Below are 17,376 nucleotides of genomic sequence, written 5' to 3'. Positions count from 1 at the left end.
CTTGAGACCTCTCTCACCTCAACGGAGCTTCGTCGTACCGGTCACACCCCACCGACCTGCAACGTCACAAGATCATCAGACTTTGCAATCGCCCTGGGGAAAGTGAGGATGACAAACGGGCCCGTAAAAGTCCGTGCTCGTGCATCCTTCGCCGCTGTTGTAGTGCACGAGGATCGCGAACTCGCCTCCCAGCGGCACAGTGAACACCGGCAAGAGAGTCCGCCAGTAGGTGGTTGGTGAGCTCCTTGAGGCTCGCGCCGGTCAACCGGAGGTGTCGCGGGCCTGCTGTGTCAGCAGGGCCTGTTCCTCATCGGGAGAGAAGCCATGCTGCAGTGGCGGCTCGCCGCGTTGGCGGTCCCAGGTCAGGACGTCGGCCGCCGTCACCACCAGCGGCGTCGCGGGCATGCCGTCTGCACCGGTTGCTCGGGGTCGGCGGGCAAGGCGACCCGTCCGCCTCGTGCGGCCCGACGCACCCAGTACGTGAACATGTCCGAGGGGTCGTGCGGGCCGGCCACCTTTCCGGGACGCACAATCGTGGCACGCGCGCCGTACCGGGCCATGACGTCGTCCTCGCAAGCCGTCTTGCTGGGGCCGTAGGTTTCGTTGTCCAGTTCCTCGACCTGCTGGACCGTCCGCACGGGCGGGCGCCGCGGAGTGTCCTCGTCCGAGCCCGGCCCCACCCCTTCCTGCAGGTACACCGCATGGCTGGAGATGAACAGATAGCGTCCGACCCGGTCCCCCAGTGCGTCCATTGCCTGCCCGACATGGCGCGGAAGGTAGCCGCTGACATCCACGACCGCGTCCCAGTTGCCGTTGCGCAGCGCCGTGTAGTCACCCGTGTCGCGGTCGCCGATGAGGTGGGCCAGCTCGGGGAACAGGTCCGTCCCGGTCTTTCCCCTGCCGAACAAGGTCACTTCGGCGCCGTTGCGCACGGCGTCCTCGACGATGGCACGGCCCACGAAGGAGGTGCCGCCGAGAACAAGAATCCGCATAGTCGTCGACCCTACCGACAGGAGGCTTGGGGAGCTCCCGGATTTCCCTCAGGGACGGGCGTCCATCGCAGGCGTGGGCTTCGGGGGCGGGTGTCCCATCGGTGGAGGGTCCAGGCGCGTCGGATGAGGCTGCGGATGGTGATGATGGTGCTGGCCAGAGCGATGTAGAACTCGATGCGGTCCTGGCGTCGTTCGGTGCAGCGGCGGAGCTTGCCGCTCAAGAACCCCTCTCGCTACTGCGAACATCGTCGTAAATCTGCCCAAGGAGGTAACATCCGCCCAACCAACAATGAGAGCGAGACGTCATGCCTCAAGACAGCTCTGGCTTGAAGGGTCAGTACGCCGAACGACTGGCAGCCGACCTGGCCACCAACGAAACCGAGCAGGAACGGGTCACCTCGCAGATCGCCCTGCTACAGGCCGAACTCTCCGCCCTGCAGGTAGACCACGAATTGCTGCTGAGCATGCAACAAGCCCTCGGCGCACCCCCGTCGGCCCCACCGACCATCACTGACGGCAATGCCGAAGCTGGCGTGCCCAGTGACACACCATCAGGCGCTACTCGCGTCGAGCCGGCGACCATCCCCGCAGCACGACAGCCCAGGAAGACGCGGAAGCAGGCGGACACCAAGAAGAAGGCTCCGGCGCCGACTACGCCACGAGCCGTGGCCAGGTCCACAAGTAGTGGCCAGCCCACTCTGCGCAAACTGGCCAGCGACCACCTCACCGAGCAGACAGAACCCCGTTCGGTCGCCGAAATCACCTCGACGCTGCAAAGGACCCACCCCGACCGGACTTTGAGCCCCACTCTGGTGCGCAACGCCCTGGAAAACCTCGTGTCCCGGGCACAGGCCGAACGCACCAAGCAGGGCGGCTCCGTCTTCTACTCCGCAACCACTTCCCGGTCCGCACCCGAGACACCTGCTCCCGTGCCCGCTCAGGCATAAGTACGCCACGCCGCGTCCTGTGCAGTCTGGGGTCGCCGCAGTCGTCATACCCTGCGACACCCGCACACCAAAGGCGCCGACGGCGAGCCCGCGGCCCGTCCCGCCGCGAATACAAGGCAACCGAGCGGTGGCCGTGCAGGAGCGACCTCCTTGCGCAGCCGACGTGTACTGATCGCATCCGGCGGGCGGGCTGGCAGAAACGGACGGGGGAGCGCGCATCTACCGACCCGCGATCACGGTAGCGCCCGGGGGTAACCGCCGCCGTGAGGTGCGGCAGCGGCTGTTGCCGCCGCGGCTGATGGTGTACTTCGTGCTGGCCAGGGCGTTGTTCTGCCCTGAGCCCTATGGCGAGGTGTTACGTCTGCTCGAGGAGCCGGCCCGGGCACGAGGACGGCTGGGGTTCGTGGCGGGTTCCGGACAAGGCCGCGGTCTTTCGTGCCCGACGGAAACTGGGTGCGGAGCTGTTCCTGGAACTGCTGGTGCACGCCGGTGCGGCGGCGGATGGGCGGGCGCCGGGGGCGTTCTGGAGGAGGCCGCGGGTGATGGCGATCGACGGCACCACGCTCGCGATGGCCGACACCGCTGCGAACGAGGCGGCGCTGGGACGTGTGCGGGCATGATGCTCCTCGTGCGTACGGGGGCGGCGAGGCGCAAGCGGTGGTGGCCGGCCGCAGTGGTCGGCGTGTCGGCGGCGCGGCGGGCATGGTCTGGACGGTGCAGGCCACGCGCACGGATGGGCTCAACCCCGGAGACATGGCGAGCGTGCTCGGCTTCGGCGCCAGTGTGCTGGGCCTGGTCGTCGGCGCGCCGCCGCAGTCCGGTGAGCAGCGGCTGGACCCGGCACGCGATGCGACGCGGATCAGTCCCGCGGTGGCACAGCCAGCTCGCCCAGCAGCGACCAGTCGTCCTGGGGCACGGTGGTGTTGATGATCTTGGGCGTCTCCGCGAGGTACGGCGGCAGCGTCTGCTGGGCCGTCTTGAAGTGCTCGGACTGCACGTGGGCGACCCCCGCATCCTCGTCGCGGAACGCCTCGACCAGCACGTACTCCGTGGGGTCGTCTAGGCTGCGCGACCAGTCGTACCACTTGCACCCGGGCTCGGCGCGGGTCGCCTGCGTGAAGTCGAGAGAAATTTGCGGCCACTGGTCCGCGTACTCCGGCAGTACCCGGAACTTCGCCGTGATGACGATCATGGATCTCCTCCGATGGGCAGGGAGTTGCCTGACCGGCGTGAAACCCAGTCTATCTATCGAACGACAGCGCCGCCGGGGACCAGGGGTGCCGGTAAGAACCGCCGTGTCAAGAACCTGTTTCCGAACCCCGAAGTCCAAGGTCAGCGGGGAGGTCCGGAAACGATTGATAGGCGGAGCCGTTCGTGGAACTGTCACGGTGACGCGAACGGAGTCGACCGAGGCACCTGGTGCACGTGGGCAGGAGACCGTGCCGTGTGCTGGATCGACGGCGGCGAGCCGCTCCTCGGTCAGGGCGACCCGGCCCGCCGTGCACGCGACCCCGGGGCGACCCGGCGCAAGCGTGACGGGTCAACGGGTGCAGCGGGCGGGCGTTGTGCCCTGATGCGGCCGGTGAGAGTTGGAGAACTGTTCGGACTCGCGCAGGGCGTGCAGCAGGTGCCGCTGGTTCCAGATCAAGGTCCGGTCAGGAGCTCATGGCGGCAGGTCTGCACCCACCGTTCCACGGTCGAGTTCATTCTCGGCATCCGGACGCCGCTGTGTACGACCTCGGCGCCTGTGCCACCCAGGGCGCGGTCGGATGCGCGGTGGCACCCGGCATCGATATCTGTCGGTTGGCGTGCTCGAAAGCCGCGAACACATACCCGCTACCACCAGGGCGGATGAGGTTTTCGGCAAGGGCAGGGCGAGAATGGGACTTATGTACATTTTTAGATATAATTAGGGTGATTTGTTCTACGCTAGGCCTGCGGACCTCTAGTCGGATGTTCGGAAGGTGATGAGGTGAGCGTTTCCGATCGCAAGCCTGAGGAGCCGGAGACCCCCCTGCGGCAGAAGGCCATGCAAGGTAAACCGCCGGTGGGCATGCCGGCGGTAGGACTGGGCCCCGAGAACGGACACAAACCGGAACACCGGCCCTACCACCATCCGGCCGCTGGCTGGGGAGCTGCCAAGAGCGTCAGCCGGGTGCTGGCGCGTGAGGGGGAATTGATCGACGGTCCTCGTGCGATCTTCCGGATGAATCATGAGGGGCGCGGTTTTGACTGCCCCGGATGCGCATGGCCCGATGACACCAAGGGTCTGCACCTGGATATCTGTGAGAACGGGATCAAGCACGTCACGTGGGAGATGACCCGCAAGCGCGTCGGCCGGGAGTTCTTCGCCGCGCACAGCGTGAGTGAGCTGATGGAGTGGAGCGACTTCGCCCTGGAGGACCAGGGCCGGCTGACCGAACCGATGGTGTACGACCCAGACAGCGACCGCTACATACCGATCGGATGGCAGGCAGCCTTCGACTTGATCGGGGAAACCCTGCGCGGTCTCCAGAGCCCCCACGAAGCGTCCTTCTACACCTCCGGCCGGCTGGGGAACGAGCCGACATTCCTCTACCAGCTGATGGCCCGGGAATTCGGCACCAACAACCTGCCGGACTGCTCCAACATGTGCCACGAGGCGAGCGGCCGGGCCCTGACCGCATCGCTGGGAACCGGCAAGGGCACCGTCGACCTGAAGGACTGGGAGAGCGCCGACGCACTGTTCATCATGGGCGTCAACGCCGCCTCCAACGCCCCGCGGATGCTCACCGCACTCGCCGAGGCCCACAGCCGAGGCGCGCAGATCGTGCACGTCAACCCGCTCGTCGAGGCCGCCGCCACCCGGACGATCGTCCCGCACGACTTCACCGACATGGCGCTGTTCCACTCCACGCGGACCAGCACGCTCAACCTCCAGCCCCGCATCGGCGGCGACATGGCACTGCTGCGCGGCATGGCCAAGGCGCTGCTGGAACAGGCCGCCCACGATCCCAAGGCGGTCGACCACGAGTTCATCCAGCGCCACACCTCGGGCTTCGAGGAGTACCAGAAGGCCTGTGAGGCCACGCCGTGGGAGGAACTGGAGCACCAGTCGGGGCTGACCCGCGCGCAGATCCTCAAGGCCGCCCAGGTGTACTCCGAGTCCGACCGCACCATCTTCAGCTGGTGCCTGGGTATCTCCCAGCACGAGCACGGCGTCGACACGGTGCGGGAGATCGTCAATGTACTGCTGCTGCGCGGCAACCTGGGCCGTGAGGGCGCGGGGCCTTGCCCCATCCGCGGCCACAGCAACGTCCAGGGCAATCGCACCTGCGGAATCGACCACCGCCCCACCGAGGAGTTCCTCAACCGGCTCGCCGAAGCGTGCGGCATCGACCCGCCCCGTGAAGAAGGCCTGGACACCGTGCGCACCATCGAAGCCATGCACCAGGGCAAGGTGAAGGTCTTCATCGGCATGGGCGGCAACTTCGCCATGGCCGCCCCGGACACCCCCTACACCTTCGAAGGGCTGCGCCACTGCGAGCTGACCGCCCACGTCAGCACCAAGCTCAACCGCAGCCACCTGGTGCACGGCAAGAAGGCTCTGATCCTGCCCTGCCTCGGCCGCACCGAGAAGGACCAGCAGCGGGCCGGCCTCCAGTCCACCTCCGTGGAGGACTCGATGAGCATGGTGCACCTGTCGGTGGGGATGAAACGCCCCGCCTCACCGCAGCTGTTCTCCGAGCCCGCCATCATCGCCGGTATCGCCCACGCCACCCTGCCGGACAGCGACACACCGTGGGAGAAGTACGTCGAGGACTACGATCGCATCCGCGACACCATGGCCAGTGCCCTGGACGGATTCGAGGACTTCAACCGGCGCGTCCGCCTCCCGCTCGGCTTCCGCATCCGCCAGCCCGCACGCGAACTCGTCTTCCTCACCCCCACCGGCCGGGCCGAGTTCTCCTCCGCACCCCTCACCGACGTCGTACCCGCCCCCGGGACGCTCGCGCTGGCGACCGTGCGCTCCCACGACCAGTGGAACACCACCATCTACTCCAGCGACGACCGCTACCGCGGCGTGAAGAACCTGCGCACCCTGGTGTTCATGAACACCGCCGACATGCGCGCCCGCGGCATCAAGGAACTCGACCTGGTGGACATCACCAGCACAGCCAAGGACGGCAGCCAACGCTCCGTCCGCGGCTACCGGGCCATCGCCTACGACATCCCGCCGGGCTCAGCCGCCGGCTACATGCCGGAGATGAACGTCCTGTGCGCCGCGAGCGATTACAGCCCGCAGAGCGACCAACCACTCATGAAACACCTCAAAGTGGAGGTCGTCCCCTCGCCGCGGACCGATGAGACGAGCTGAGGACAGCGTCGCCGCCGATGATCCTGGGGGGGCGTTGTCACCCTGGGCGGTCGAGGTTGGAGACGAACTCATGCTGTAGCCGGGCGCGAACAGCTACCAGAACCGGATCCCCACCCTGCTAAGTCATGGCCGGCCGGCATCCTCGCAGACATTTATGGCAAGGCGTGATCCGCCCGAGTCTGCCGGAAATCTCGGTCGGCAGCGCCTGTTCGGTAAGGGGCGGGTCAGGCGTTCCCTTCCAGGCGTGGCGGAAATGCCGGCGGGTCTGCGTGTCGGTCGGTTGGTGGGTTCCGTGAGCACGGGAACCCCGGTATTCAGGTGACGCACGCGCTCGTCATGGCGGATCGAGCAGCATGGCATGCTGACTGTCGACGGCTGTTGCGTCGATGGCCGCGACCAGGGCAGCGTGGCCGGCTCCTCGTCTCGGTGGCGCGCTGGTCAGCGGCCGGGTGGCTCAGCACCCACTCACGACCGGGTCACCACTGGTAGGGCAGGTACTTTCCGTCCAGAGTGATGACGACACGGTCCCCGGCCGGGTCAGGGACCCGCTTCACGTCGAGGCGGAAATTGATGGCGCTCATGATGCCGTCGCCGCACTCCTCGTGGATCAGTTCCTTGATGGTCGGGCCGTAGACCTGGATCACTTCGTAGAGGCGGTAGATGGTCGGATCGACGGGGACGGGGGTGTCGAGCGCTCCGCGGGTGGGCTGCAGTTGGAAGGCCTGGACGGCTTCCTCGCCGAGGTCCAGGAGCGACCCGGCGGCCCGGGCCTGTTCCGCGCTCATCGGATGCTGACCGAGCAGTGCCGCTGTCGTCCACGCAACCGGTCGGCCGACGGCCTCGGCGAGTTGGGCCCAGGTCACGCCCAGCACCGCTTTGGCGCTGCGGACGGCTTCGGCTGCTTGCTGTTTGGTGAGCATGGTGGGCTCTCCTCAGTGTGGAAGACCGGTGGCGAAGGCAGTGTAGGTGCCGAGAACCACGTCCGCGCTGGTCATGCGGCATGTTGGTACTCATGGAGGATGCCGCCGAGGCGGTCGTGACATTAGACGTCGAGGCGGGTGAGCCGGCCGGGTCCGGCGCTCGGTTCGGGCAGTGGGCGCAGGGGCGCTCGCCGGCGAGGGTGCGGTGAGGCCCGTGCTCGTTGGTAGAACGCCTCGTACTCGCGCAGCGGACGAGGAAGAAATCGAACAATTGATCTAATGTGGGCATGGCGCTCACGACCTTCCCCGACCCGGTCGCAGCGCCGACCCGCCCAGAGGAGATCATGGAGACACACCTAATGCATTGAGAGGTTCAACGATGGAATACCGGCACCTCGGCAGCAGTGGCATGCTCATCAGCGAAATCGCATACGGCAACTGGCTGACCCACGGTTCCCAGGTCGAGGAGGAGGCCGCCGTCGCCTGTGTCCGAGCCGCTCTCGACGCGGGCATCACGACGTTCGACACCGCTGACGTCTATGCCGAGACACGCGCTGAGGCGGTGCTCGGGCAGGCGCTGAAGGGGGAGCGCCGCGAGGGGATCGAGATCTTCACCAAGGTGTACTGGCCCACCGGTCCCGGGAAGAACGACCGTGGGCTGTCGCGCAAGCACATCATGGAGTCGATCGACAACTCCCTGCGCAGGCTGGAGACATCGTACGTAGACCTCTACCAGGCACACCGGTTCGACCGGTTTACCCCGCTGGAGGAGACCATGGAGGCGTTCGCCGACGTGGTCCACTCCGGCAAGGCCCTGTACATCGGCGTCTCCGAGTGGACGGCCGATCAGATACGGCGGGCGCACGCTCTCGCGCGGGAGCTGCGGGTGCCGCTGGTGTCGAGCCAGCCCCAGTACTCGATGCTGTGGCGGGTGATCGAGGGTGAGGTCGTGCCGACCTGCGAGGAGCTCGGCATTGGGCAGATCGTGTGGTCGCCGATCGCCCAAGGCGTGCTGACCGGCAAGTACCAGCCCGGGCAGCAGCCCCCGGCCGGGTCGCGGGCGACGGACGACAAGGGCTCGGCGATGATCAGCCGCTTCATGCGCGACGAGGTGCTCGAAACGGTACAGCGGCTGAAGCCGCTGGCCGACGAGGCCGGCCTGACTCTCGCCCAGCTGGCGGTCGCCTGGGTGCTGCAGAACAGCAACGTGTCAGCCGCGATCGTCGGTGCCTCGCGGCCGGAGCAGGTAGCGGAGAACGCCAAGGCGGCCGGTGTGACGCTGGACGCGGAGCTCATGGCGCGCATCGACGAGATCGTGCTGCCGGTGGCGGTGACGGATCCGCATCTCGTGCACCAGAACGTACCGGCGCAGCGTCCCTGAACCGGGGTTGGCGACAGGAGTGGCTCGGGTAGCCGTCTACTCCTCGCCGACGACGACGTTCATGTGGCAGGTGACCCTGTCGCCGAACACGCCGACGGTCGTCGTGTCCGAGTACAGGGCCCGGTCCGCGATCCAGGCCTGCACCGTGGTGACCTCCTCCGTCGGCCCGCGCAGCTCCACGACGACGACGTGCGGATAGGGCAGGGGGGCATGCGGATCCTCGGCGGGGGCGTCCATGCCCGGGTCAACGCGGCAGGCGAGCACAGGTCACGCCTGGCGCGCGTCCAGCGCCCCAGGCCCAGCACGCGATACAGCCGGAAGGCCCAGGCAACGGCACGGTGCCCCGCCCTCAACGTGAGGGCGGGGCACCGTGGAAACTAAGAAACCGCGCTCGATGCGCACTCGCCGCGTCGGTGGAGCGTGAGAGCTACTGGTGGGACTCCAGACATGCGAGGTGCCTCATGAGGACTGGCAGTGAATCTCCGAACACACGGCCTCTCACCGCTCAGCCCTGTGCCAGCTCCGCTACCGGCTGCCACTTCTCCCACGTCGTCAGACGCTGCTCGTAGTCGGCCTTCGCGATACCCAGCGGCGCCGTACCGAAGAAGCATCGCAGCGGTGGCTCATCGGCATCCACGAGTTCCAGCACGGCTGCGGCGGATGCGCGCGGGTCACCCGGGGTGCCGACGCGCTTGCGGCGCTGCTCCTGCACCTGCTCGTGGTACTCGGCGTACGCCGGCAACTGCCCGGACGTGCTCGACGAGGAGCCGGCCCAGTCGGTGGCGAACCCGCCGGGCTCGATCAGCGTGACCTTGATGCCGAACGGCGCCACTTCCTGGGCCAGCGACTGGCTGATCCCTTCGAGCGCCCACTTCGACGCGTGGTAAATGCCGACCAGCGGGAACGCGCTGATCCCGCCGATCGAGGAGACCTGCAGGATGTGGCCGCTGCCCTGCTCGCGCAGGAACGGCAGTGCCGCCTGAGTGACCCACAGCGCCCCGAACAGGTTGGTCTCCAGCTGCGCGCGGGCCTCCGCCTCAGTGAGCTCCTCAACCATCCCGAAGTGGCCGTAGCCGGCATTGTTGACCACCACGTCGAGGCGCCCGAACCGCTCGTGCGCCTGCCGCACGGCGGCGAAATCGGCGTCGCGGTCCGTGACGTCGAGTTGCAGGGGCAGGAACCGCTCTCCGTAGGTCGCGACAAGATCGTCCAACGTGGACAGATCACGCGCCGTCGCGGCCACCGAGTCGCCGCGTTCCAGCGCCGCGATTGCCCACTCCCGCCCGAAGCCCCGTGAGGCACCGGTGATGAACCAGATCTTCCGTGTCATGTCGTGCTCCTCATGAAAACCTATCGCCTGTTTCGTCGTGATGGCGGGGTGCTTCTTTTGGTCTCGGTCCCGTACTGAGAGGCTTCTACGCCTTCCAGCGTATCGATGCACGAATGGTGGCCTTGATATGGCGCTGCGTGATGCTCGCAGGTCAACTGGCCGGGGCGATGGGTGGCGTCCAGGGATTGCCGGTGAAGGCGCGGCGGATTGCGTCGAGGCGTTGGACTGGTTCGAGGCCGGCCAGACGACCAAGGCGGTGGCCACTGCGCTGCGCACCGGCCGCGCCAACATCGCCGCGGGCCTCCGCCGGCACGCCCGCGACATCACCCCGCCCGCTCACAAACCTGGGCATCACGTGATCAAAACGGACACTCCGCGTAAGCTGCGGAGCCCTGCTCCTGGTCCGCCGAGGACCGTCTAACCTCTGCGCGACCGCTGCGTAATACGGAGGAAACATGCGGTGGGTAATTTCTGTCGCGCGACAGGAATTCAACGTGACCGACGGCAGGGCTCTCGTGGACGAGTGACTCCAAAGTCCCTTGCTGTCGGTCGAATTCTGCCCTGCAGGAGGGGGGACTCCACGGATCGTGCTGCCTCCCGGCGTCTTGGTGACCAAATCGCCCATCGCCGCAACAGGGTCAAAAGTGACACCGTCCACCGCGTGTTTGGTTACCAAGCACCGGAGCAAGCCGAGGAAACATGGACACATCAGCCGGGGCGGCCGCTGCGCAAGCGGTCGTCTCTCCAGAGGCTGTCGAGCACCAGCTGCTTCCTATACCGGAAGATGCGCGGACCTCGACGGTCGCCCACCAGTTCTGGATCTGGGCGGGCGCCAATCTGGCACCGATCAACTGGGTGCTCGGCGCCCTCGGTATCGGCCTGGGACTGAGTCTCGCGGACACCGTTCTCGTCCTCGTCGTGGGCAATCTCATCGGCATGGCCGTCTTCGGGTTCTTCGTGCTGATGGGGCAGCGCACGGGCGTGAGCCAGATGGTGCTTTCCCGGGCGGCGTTCGGTCGGCGGGGGGCTTATCTACCGGCGGCGATCCAGGGTCTGATCGCCATTGGGTGGTGTGCGATCAACACGTGGATCATCCTCGATCTGGTGGTCGCCCTCTCTGCCAAGCTCGGCTTCTCGGGCGGTACCGGTCTGAAGATCGTTGTTGCGTTGGTGGTGATGGCGGCGCAGGTTTTCATCGCGGCGTTCGGTTTCCGGATGATCGCCGCCTTCGAGCGGTGGACGGTGCCGGTCACCTTGGTCGTGGTCCTGGCCATGTCCGTGATCGCCTGGACCCGGACCGGCGTGCACTGGAACTGGGCGGGAGCGCATCTCACGGGCACCGCACGACTGTCGGCGATGAGTACCGTGATGACGGCGATCGGTGTCGGCTGGGGCGTCACCTGGTTCGCCTACGCCTCCGACTACTCCCGCTTCGTCCCGCGTGCGACATCGGGGAGGAAGCTGTTCTGGGCCTCGGTCCTGGGTCAGTTCATTCCGGTTGTGTGGCTCGGTGTGCTGGGTGCGACGCTGGCCACGGTGAGCCAGAAGACCGACCCCGGCGAGCTGGTGGTCGGCGCCTTTGGCGCGCTGGCGGTGCCGCTGATCCTGCTGGTGTTGCACGGGCCGGTGGCGACGAACATCCTCAACATGTACTCCTGTGGTCTGTGTGCGCAGACCCTGGACTGGAAGATCGACCGCCGTAGGCTCACCTACGGGGTGGGTGTGCTGGCCACGCTCTTCACCGTGTTCCTGATCTTCCAGCAGGATTTCGCGAACACGCTGGACGCGTGGCTGGCGGGCATGGTCACCTGGGTGGCGCCCTGGGCGGCGGTGATGCTCATCCACTACTGGGTCTTCGCCCGAGGCCGCATCGACGTGGACGCGCTGTTCGAGCCGCCAGGACGCAGCCGCATCGGCGACGTGCGCTGGCCCGCGGTGCTCGCCTTCGCAGCGGGTCTGATCGCGACGTGGGTGTTCTCCTACGGTGTGCCGGCGGTGCTCCAGGGTCCGGGGGCACGGGCACTGGGCGGGGTGGACTTGTCCTGGCTGGCGGGAGCGGTCGCCGCCGGCATTGTCTATTACGTTGCCGGCGGGCGGTCGGCGAAAGTACTCCCCGTATCGGAAGCCGTCTGATGGATCTGCTCATACGCAATGGCCGGCTGCCTGGGCGGCCGGATCTGATCGATCTCGTGGTGACCGGGGGCCGGATCGCCGCCATCGGCACGGCCGGCCAGAACCAGGCGCCGCAAGGGGCAAGGGTGCTGGACGCCGGGGGAGGTCTGCTCACCCCGCCCTATGTCGAACCCCACGTCCACCTCGACGCGGTGCTGACGGCCGGGGAGCCGCGGTGGAATGAGAGCGGCACCCTGTGGGAGGGCATCGCGTGCTGGACCGAGCGCAAGCCGATGCTCACCCGCGACGATGTGGTCGGCCGGGTGCTGCAGGTGCTGCGGTGGTATGTCGCCAACGGCGTCCTGCATGTGCGCAGCCACGTGGATGTCACCGATGCGTCGATGGTGGCGCTGCGGGCACTGGTCGAGATCCGCGAGATGGTCCGCGACGTGATCGACCTCCAGATCGTCGCCTTCCCCCAAGAGGGCATCTGCTCCTTCCCCGACGGGGAGAGGCTGCTGGCCGAGGCCGTGCGGCTCGGCGCGGACGTGGTGGGGGCCATCCCGCACTACGAGGACACCCGTGAAGACGGCGTGCGCTCGGTGGAGATCGCCGTCCGCCTGGCCGCCGAGCACGGCCTGCGCGTAGACGTCCACTGCGACGAGATCGATGATGAGCAGTCACGCTTCGTGGAGGTGCTGGCCACCCAAGCTCTGCGCACCGGCCTGCGTGAGCGCGTCACCGCCAGCCACACCACCGCCATGGGCTCCTACAACGCCGCCTACGCCTACAAGCTGCAACGGCTGCTGCTCCGCTCCGGTGTGCACCTCATATGCAACCCCCTGATCAATCTGCATCTGCAGGGCCGCTTCGACGCTTACCCCAAGCGCCGGGGCCTCACCCGGGTGAAGGAGATGCTGGCCGCCGGTGTCAATGTGGCGTTCGGCAGCGACGACATCATGGATCCGTGGTTTCCGCTGGGGACCGCCAACCCCGTCCAGGTCGCCCTGGTGGGGGCGCTGGCCACCCAGCTCACCTCCCCTGCGGAGATCACCGAATGCCACCGGATGATCACTGACCGGGCCGCGGACGTACTGGGCCTCGGGGAGCGCTACGGACTCGCCGTCGGCCGGCCGGCCTCCTTCCTGGTACTGCCCGCCGCCGACGGCATCGACGTGCTGCGCCGCCAGGTACGGCCGCGCTACGTGATCGCCCACGGCCGTGTGGTGGCCGAGGGCCCGGCGGCCGACACCGTGCTGTACTGGCCCGGCGAGGAGCCGCGGCTCGTCGACTTCGTACGGGACGCCGACCGGACGGCCACACCTGCGGCAGTCGCGCTCCCGGCAGGGATTCCGCCCACGCCGGCCATCTCGGTGCAGGCCCAGCCGCGGCCCCCGGAACCGCGGAACGCCGACGCCACCCGCCCGGCGGACCCGGTGATCTGGCCCGAAGGCCGGTCGGCGGCCGCGGTTCTCGGGTTCGACCTGGATGCCGAGGCCGTCGCGCTCACCGCCGACCCCTCCAATGCCACGCGCCTTTCGGTCATGTCGCACCAGGCGTACGGACCTCTCACCGGAGTGCCCGGGATTCTGCGGCTGCTGGAGCGGCAGGAGTTGCAGGCGACGTTCTTCGTGCCCGGCTACACCGCCGAGCGCTACCCCGAACTCGTCCACCGGATTGCCGATGCGGGGCACGAGATCGCCCATCATGGGTACTTGCACGAAGCGGTGCGCGGCATGTCGCCCGCGGACGAGGCGGCGATGCTGGACCGCGGGCTGGAGGCGCTGGAGCGGGTCACCGGGCTGCGGCCCGCGGGCTACCGGGCGCCCATGTGGGAAACCACCTACGCCACCCCGGGCCTGCTCCTTGACCGTGGCTTCGAATACGACAGCAGCCTCATGGACAGCGACGTGCCGTACGTCCTGGCGGAGCACGACCGCCCCGGCGCGCGTTCCCTGGTGGAGATCCCGGTGCACTGGGCATTGGACGACTGGGAGCAGTACGCCTACGTTCCCGAGGTGTTCGGCTCCGGACTCATCGAGAGCCCCGCCAAGGTGCTGGAGATGTGGTCACTGGAGCTGCGCGCGATGTACGACGAGGGCGGCTGCTTCGCAGTCACGAACCATTGCTTTCTCTCCAGGCCTGCCCGGCTGCGGGCGCTCGAACAGCTCATCGAGCTTATGAAATCACTGGGTGTGTGGATCGCCACGGCGGGAGAGGTGGCGCGGCACGTCCGCACCCTCGGCCTGGCGCCGCGGTCCTTCCCCCAGCCGACCCTCGAGTGACGCGCCCGGTTCCCCCGGCCCGACGAGCGAATGAAAGTGAGACAGCGGTGACAGACGCAAGCGCGAGCGACGGCGTACCGACCGGGATCGTCGGTCCGGTCGCGGGCACCGTGGTGCCGCGGTTTGCCGGCAGTTCGACATTCGCCCGCCTGCCGCGAGTCGACGAGGTTTCGGACTATGCGATCGCCGTCCTCGGCGCGCCGTTCGACGGCGGCACCTCCTTCCGCCCGGGCGCCCGGTTCGGTCCGTCGGCGGTGCGCCAGGCCTCCCGCAACCTGCGGCCCGCATACCACCCCGACCTCGACGTATCGCCCTACGAACGGCTGCAGGTCGTCGACGCGGGGGACGTGCCCTGCAATCCCTACTCCATCGACGAGGCACTGAAGCAGATCGACCAACACGCTTCCGATCTAATATCCGACCGGCACCGGCTGATCACGGTCGGCGGTGACCACACGGTGGCACTGCCGCTGTTGCGCGCCGTGAACCGCGTACACGGCCCGGTCGCCCTCGTCCACTTCGACGCCCACCTCGACACCTGGGACACCTACTTCGGTGCCTCGAACACACACGGAACGGTCTTCCGCCGGGCCTTCGAAGAGGGACTGCTCATCCCCGACCACTCCATCCACGTGGGGACCCGCGGGCCGCTGTACAGCCGGCAGGATCTGGCCGATGACACCGACTTCGGCTTCCAGGTGGTGCGAGCGGGCGACCTTGACCTGCTCGGTATCGACGGCGTGCTCGATCGGATTCGTGCGCGTGTCGGTGACGCGCCGGTGTATCTGTCCATCGACATCGATGTACTCGACCCGGCCTTCGCACCTGGCACCGGGACCCCCGAGATCGGCGGGTTCACCTCGCGCGAGTTGCTGCATCTACTGCGCGGACTGAGTGGTGAGTCGCTGGTCGCCGCCGATGTCGTCGAGGTGAGTCCCGCCTACGACCACGCCGAGGTGACCTCGCTGGCCGCGGCGACCGTGGTCTATGACATTACGTCGCTGATGGCCGCATCCGGGCGTTCTTCTGTGCCGGACTGATCTCCGGAGGGGGAGCATACGGGGAGCGGAGCCACCGGCTTATGTTCTCCGGCTTCCGGCAGTAATGGACCGTCGGGCGGATGGCGTTGGCGTGGTAGTTGTACGACCTTGTTGAGGTCGTCCGGCCTCTTCCAGCCGCCCGGGCAGCGATTACTTGTGCAGGGGACCGGCGTGGGCGCACTGCCAGGCACTCGGGCCCTGCATGGCGAGCAGCTTGTTCGCCACCTGTATCTGTTGATTCCTGGTGGCGTGGTCGGCGCGGGGCGCGTACTTCTTGCCACCGGCCGCGGCCCAGCTGGACGGGGAGAACTGCAGGCCGCCGTAGTGGCCGTTGTGGCCGCTGTCGTGGTTGGCCCAGTTGCTGCTGGACTCGCACTGGGCAACACGATCCCAGGTGGAGGCAGAAGCGGTGGAGGCAGAAGCGGCGGAGGCGGAGGTGGCGCTGAGCAGCGGAGCTGCGACGGTGGCGCCGACGATACCGGCGAGAGTAGCGAAACGGACGGCCTTGGAGACGCGGCTGATCTTGGACATGAAAGAGGAGTTCCTCACCGACGCCTGCGAGGTCAGCTGTCGGGTTCGGACGTGAGTTGCCCGGCGGCGCAGTCGCGCATCGCTTCACCCCAAGCCGGTGCGATCACAACGTACGTGGCCTGCACCGGCGGAGAACCTTGGGTCCCCCGCTCCTGCCTACGGCGCTTTCGCGTCGACTGTTCCCGTCGGTCGGCGGCAGGACTCGGCGTTCCTGACCGGCGGGGCTCACGGTGGCGAGCAATCACGACCGTAAGCAGAGGCCACCGGCGGGGACAAACACCCCGAGGTCGGATATCGGCTCCCATTTCCACCCCGGGAATTTCTCATAATCCCAGGTCGGAGCGGACTAATCGGACGTCGAATCCGGCTGGAGCGACGGTGGCCGCGAGAGGCTTGTCACATGGTCAGCGGAGTTGAAGCGACTCTCCGGGGCGGATCACACGCGGATCGTCACCGATTACATCAGCATTCTCCTTGTGCAGCGCCCCAGCCGTCGGCCGCATGCTGGTCCGCGGCGATGTTGCAGAGCGATTCGCCGGCCTCGACGACATCCGTGCCGTCGGCGAGGGCCGCGGGCTTGGCGGCGCCGGTGGCGCTACAGGTACGGAGCCCGCTGTGTGAGACGACCCGCGGGACCGGGCCGGAGACGCGGTCTCCGCGACATCCGGCAGGGACGTGGCCGCCCCGGCCGAGGCGGCACCCGAAGCGGAGCCGGGGTCGGAGATCTGCGGCGTACCGTCGCGAAGAGTTGCAAGTGCCGGTTTTCTTTTCGACGTTCCTATGTGACAGTCCGCGCGCGTCCCCCCTCACTTGCCCCTGTCGTCCTGGGAGCATGTCCGTAGGAGCACCGTCGCCGTTATCCGGCCCCCGGCCGCCCGGAGCGGGCTTCGTTGTTCCCGGACCGGGCGCAGGCTGTGGCGCGGGCGGTGCGGCATCTGCGCCGGCCGGGCACCCGCGCGCTTCATCGTCCCAGTTCAGAAGGCACTTTCGTGATTCCGCTCAAGATCTGGACTCACACGCAAGCGAAACGCGCAGGTTAAAGCCACGGGCGGCGAGCTGGCCGAGCCTCCGGAGCCGGTGCCCGTAGTGGACCTGATGGCGGCGTTGGAAACGTCGATCGGGGATCCATCCCTTGATCTTCGCAGGGAATCCCGGCCGTCAGGCCGGGCGGGAATGCGATCCCTGGCCCGGAGGCGCGGAGCGCCGGAGCTCTCTGCGTCTCCGTTTTAACGTCAGGCTGGCCGCTTCTGGTTCTCGATGTAGTCCTTGACGATGCTCAGCGGTGCGCCTCCACAAGGCCCCGCGAAGTACGACGGGGACCAGAACACTGCCCCCGCGCCGATCCGGTTGATCCGAGCGGTGTACTCCGCCCGCAGGTATCGGGAGCTGACGCCTTTGAGGGAGTTGACCAGCTTGGACAGGGCGATTTTCGGCGGGTAGTGCACGAGCAGGTGGACATGATCGCCTTCGCCGTTGAACTC

General features: G+C 67.5%; 14 protein-coding genes, 3 pseudogenes and 1 riboswitch. Of the genes and pseudogenes, 8 read left to right on the top strand and 9 right to left on the bottom strand.

The genetic code is table 11. The features are described from left to right. Positions 1–261: 261 nt before the first annotated feature. The 3 genes and pseudogenes from EFK10_RS50790 to EFK10_RS23575 form a co-directional block, all read right to left on the bottom strand. Positions 262–405 carry a hypothetical protein gene (locus EFK10_RS50790; protein ID WP_240677420.1) on the bottom strand — a complete coding sequence of 48 codons (144 nt, stop codon included), beginning with the start codon at positions 403–405 and terminating at the stop codon, positions 262–264. Next, a complete protein-coding gene (locus tag EFK10_RS23580) occupies positions 381–992 on the bottom strand; it encodes an NAD-dependent epimerase/dehydratase family protein (protein ID WP_240677419.1) in 612 nt (203 codons plus the stop codon). Before EFK10_RS23580 ends, EFK10_RS50790 begins: the two co-directional genes overlap by 25 nt. A gap of 11 nt (positions 993–1,003) precedes the next feature. After that, positions 1,004–1,207 (bottom strand): annotated as a pseudogene (locus EFK10_RS23575) (hypothetical protein); the annotation flags it as partial. Between the two features lie 111 nt (positions 1,208–1,318). Between EFK10_RS23575 and EFK10_RS23570 the strand changes: the two are divergent. From EFK10_RS23570 to EFK10_RS50785, 3 genes and pseudogenes are all read left to right on the top strand, one after another. Beyond that, positions 1,319–1,939, top strand: a complete 621-nt coding sequence (locus EFK10_RS23570) for a hypothetical protein (protein ID WP_127357639.1) — start codon at positions 1,319–1,321, stop codon at positions 1,937–1,939. A 298-nt stretch (positions 1,940–2,237) separates the two neighbouring features. Continuing rightward, positions 2,238–2,288 (top strand): annotated as a pseudogene (locus EFK10_RS53415) (hypothetical protein); the annotation flags it as partial. Continuing rightward, on the top strand, positions 2,284–2,559 hold the full coding sequence (locus EFK10_RS50785; RefSeq protein WP_240677418.1) for a hypothetical protein: 276 nt from the start codon (positions 2,284–2,286) through the stop codon (positions 2,557–2,559). The pseudogene EFK10_RS53415 and the gene EFK10_RS50785, both read left to right, overlap by 5 nt. 239 nt (positions 2,560–2,798) lie before the next feature. Here EFK10_RS50785 and EFK10_RS23560 read toward each other — a convergent pair whose 3' ends face one another. After that, the gene (locus EFK10_RS23560; RefSeq protein WP_127357638.1) at positions 2,799–3,131 is read right to left on the bottom strand and encodes a putative quinol monooxygenase; all 333 of its coding nucleotides are present in this window, start codon (positions 3,129–3,131) and stop codon (positions 2,799–2,801) included. Between the two features lie 837 nt (positions 3,132–3,968). Here EFK10_RS23560 and EFK10_RS23550 point away from each other — a divergent pair. Next, the gene (locus EFK10_RS23550) at positions 3,969–6,296 is read left to right on the top strand and encodes an FdhF/YdeP family oxidoreductase (RefSeq protein WP_127357640.1); all 2,328 of its coding nucleotides are present in this window, start codon (positions 3,969–3,971) and stop codon (positions 6,294–6,296) included. 476 nt (positions 6,297–6,772) lie between these two features. On the opposite strand, the gene cynS is transcribed toward EFK10_RS23550, so the two are convergent. After that, positions 6,773–7,216, bottom strand: coding sequence for a cyanase (cynS, locus tag EFK10_RS23545; protein WP_127357637.1), 444 nt, complete (start codon positions 7,214–7,216; stop codon positions 6,773–6,775). A 379-nt stretch (positions 7,217–7,595) separates the two neighbouring features. On the opposite strand from cynS, the gene EFK10_RS23535 reads away from it, so the two are divergent. After that, a complete protein-coding gene (locus tag EFK10_RS23535; RefSeq protein ID WP_127357635.1) occupies positions 7,596–8,597 on the top strand; it encodes an aldo/keto reductase family protein in 1,002 nt (333 codons plus the stop codon). Positions 8,598–8,633: 36 nt separating this feature from the next. Here EFK10_RS23535 and EFK10_RS23530 read toward each other — a convergent pair whose 3' ends face one another. Then, positions 8,634–8,861: a hypothetical protein gene (locus tag EFK10_RS23530; RefSeq protein WP_127357634.1), complete on the bottom strand. Its 228-nt coding sequence runs from the start codon at positions 8,859–8,861 to the stop codon at positions 8,634–8,636. Positions 8,862–9,102: 241 nt separating this feature from the next. After that, positions 9,103–9,927 (bottom strand): SDR family oxidoreductase, encoded by an 825-nt coding sequence (locus tag EFK10_RS23525; protein WP_127357633.1) that lies wholly within the window; start codon positions 9,925–9,927, stop codon positions 9,103–9,105. 699 nt (positions 9,928–10,626) lie between these two features. Here EFK10_RS23525 and EFK10_RS23520 point away from each other — a divergent pair. Genes EFK10_RS23520 through speB form a run of 3 tightly spaced genes read left to right on the top strand, consistent with a single transcriptional unit; the run spans position 10,627 to position 15,364 of the window. Further along, on the top strand, positions 10,627–12,060 hold the full coding sequence (locus EFK10_RS23520) for a purine-cytosine permease family protein (protein WP_127357632.1): 1,434 nt from the start codon (positions 10,627–10,629) through the stop codon (positions 12,058–12,060). Next, the gene (gene codA, locus EFK10_RS23515) at positions 12,060–14,324 is read left to right on the top strand and encodes a cytosine deaminase (RefSeq protein ID WP_127357631.1); all 2,265 of its coding nucleotides are present in this window, start codon (positions 12,060–12,062) and stop codon (positions 14,322–14,324) included. Before EFK10_RS23520 ends, codA begins: the two co-directional genes overlap by 1 nt. 47 nt (positions 14,325–14,371) lie before the next feature. Continuing rightward, positions 14,372–15,364 carry an agmatinase gene (speB, locus tag EFK10_RS23510; RefSeq protein ID WP_127357630.1) on the top strand — a complete coding sequence of 331 codons (993 nt, stop codon included), beginning with the start codon at positions 14,372–14,374 and terminating at the stop codon, positions 15,362–15,364. A gap of 159 nt (positions 15,365–15,523) precedes the next feature. Here the strand turns inward: speB and EFK10_RS23505 are convergent. Further along, positions 15,524–15,895: pseudogene (locus EFK10_RS23505) on the bottom strand (transglycosylase family protein); the annotation flags it as partial. Between the two features lie 6 nt (positions 15,896–15,901). Beyond that, positions 15,902–16,069, bottom strand: a riboswitch (cyclic di-AMP (ydaO/yuaA leader). Positions 16,070–17,127: 1,058 nt separating this feature from the next. Continuing rightward, on the bottom strand, positions 17,128–17,376 hold a 249-nt coding region (gene tnpA / locus EFK10_RS23500; RefSeq protein WP_127357628.1), incomplete at its 5' end, for an IS200/IS605 family transposase.

This window comes from Streptomyces soli (assembly GCF_003999195.1).
In the GTDB taxonomy this organism is placed as follows: domain Bacteria; phylum Actinomycetota; class Actinomycetes; order Streptomycetales; family Streptomycetaceae; genus Actinacidiphila; species Actinacidiphila soli.
Note: the sequence above shows the minus strand (reverse complement) of the source record. Positions and strands in the feature narration are given on the sequence as shown.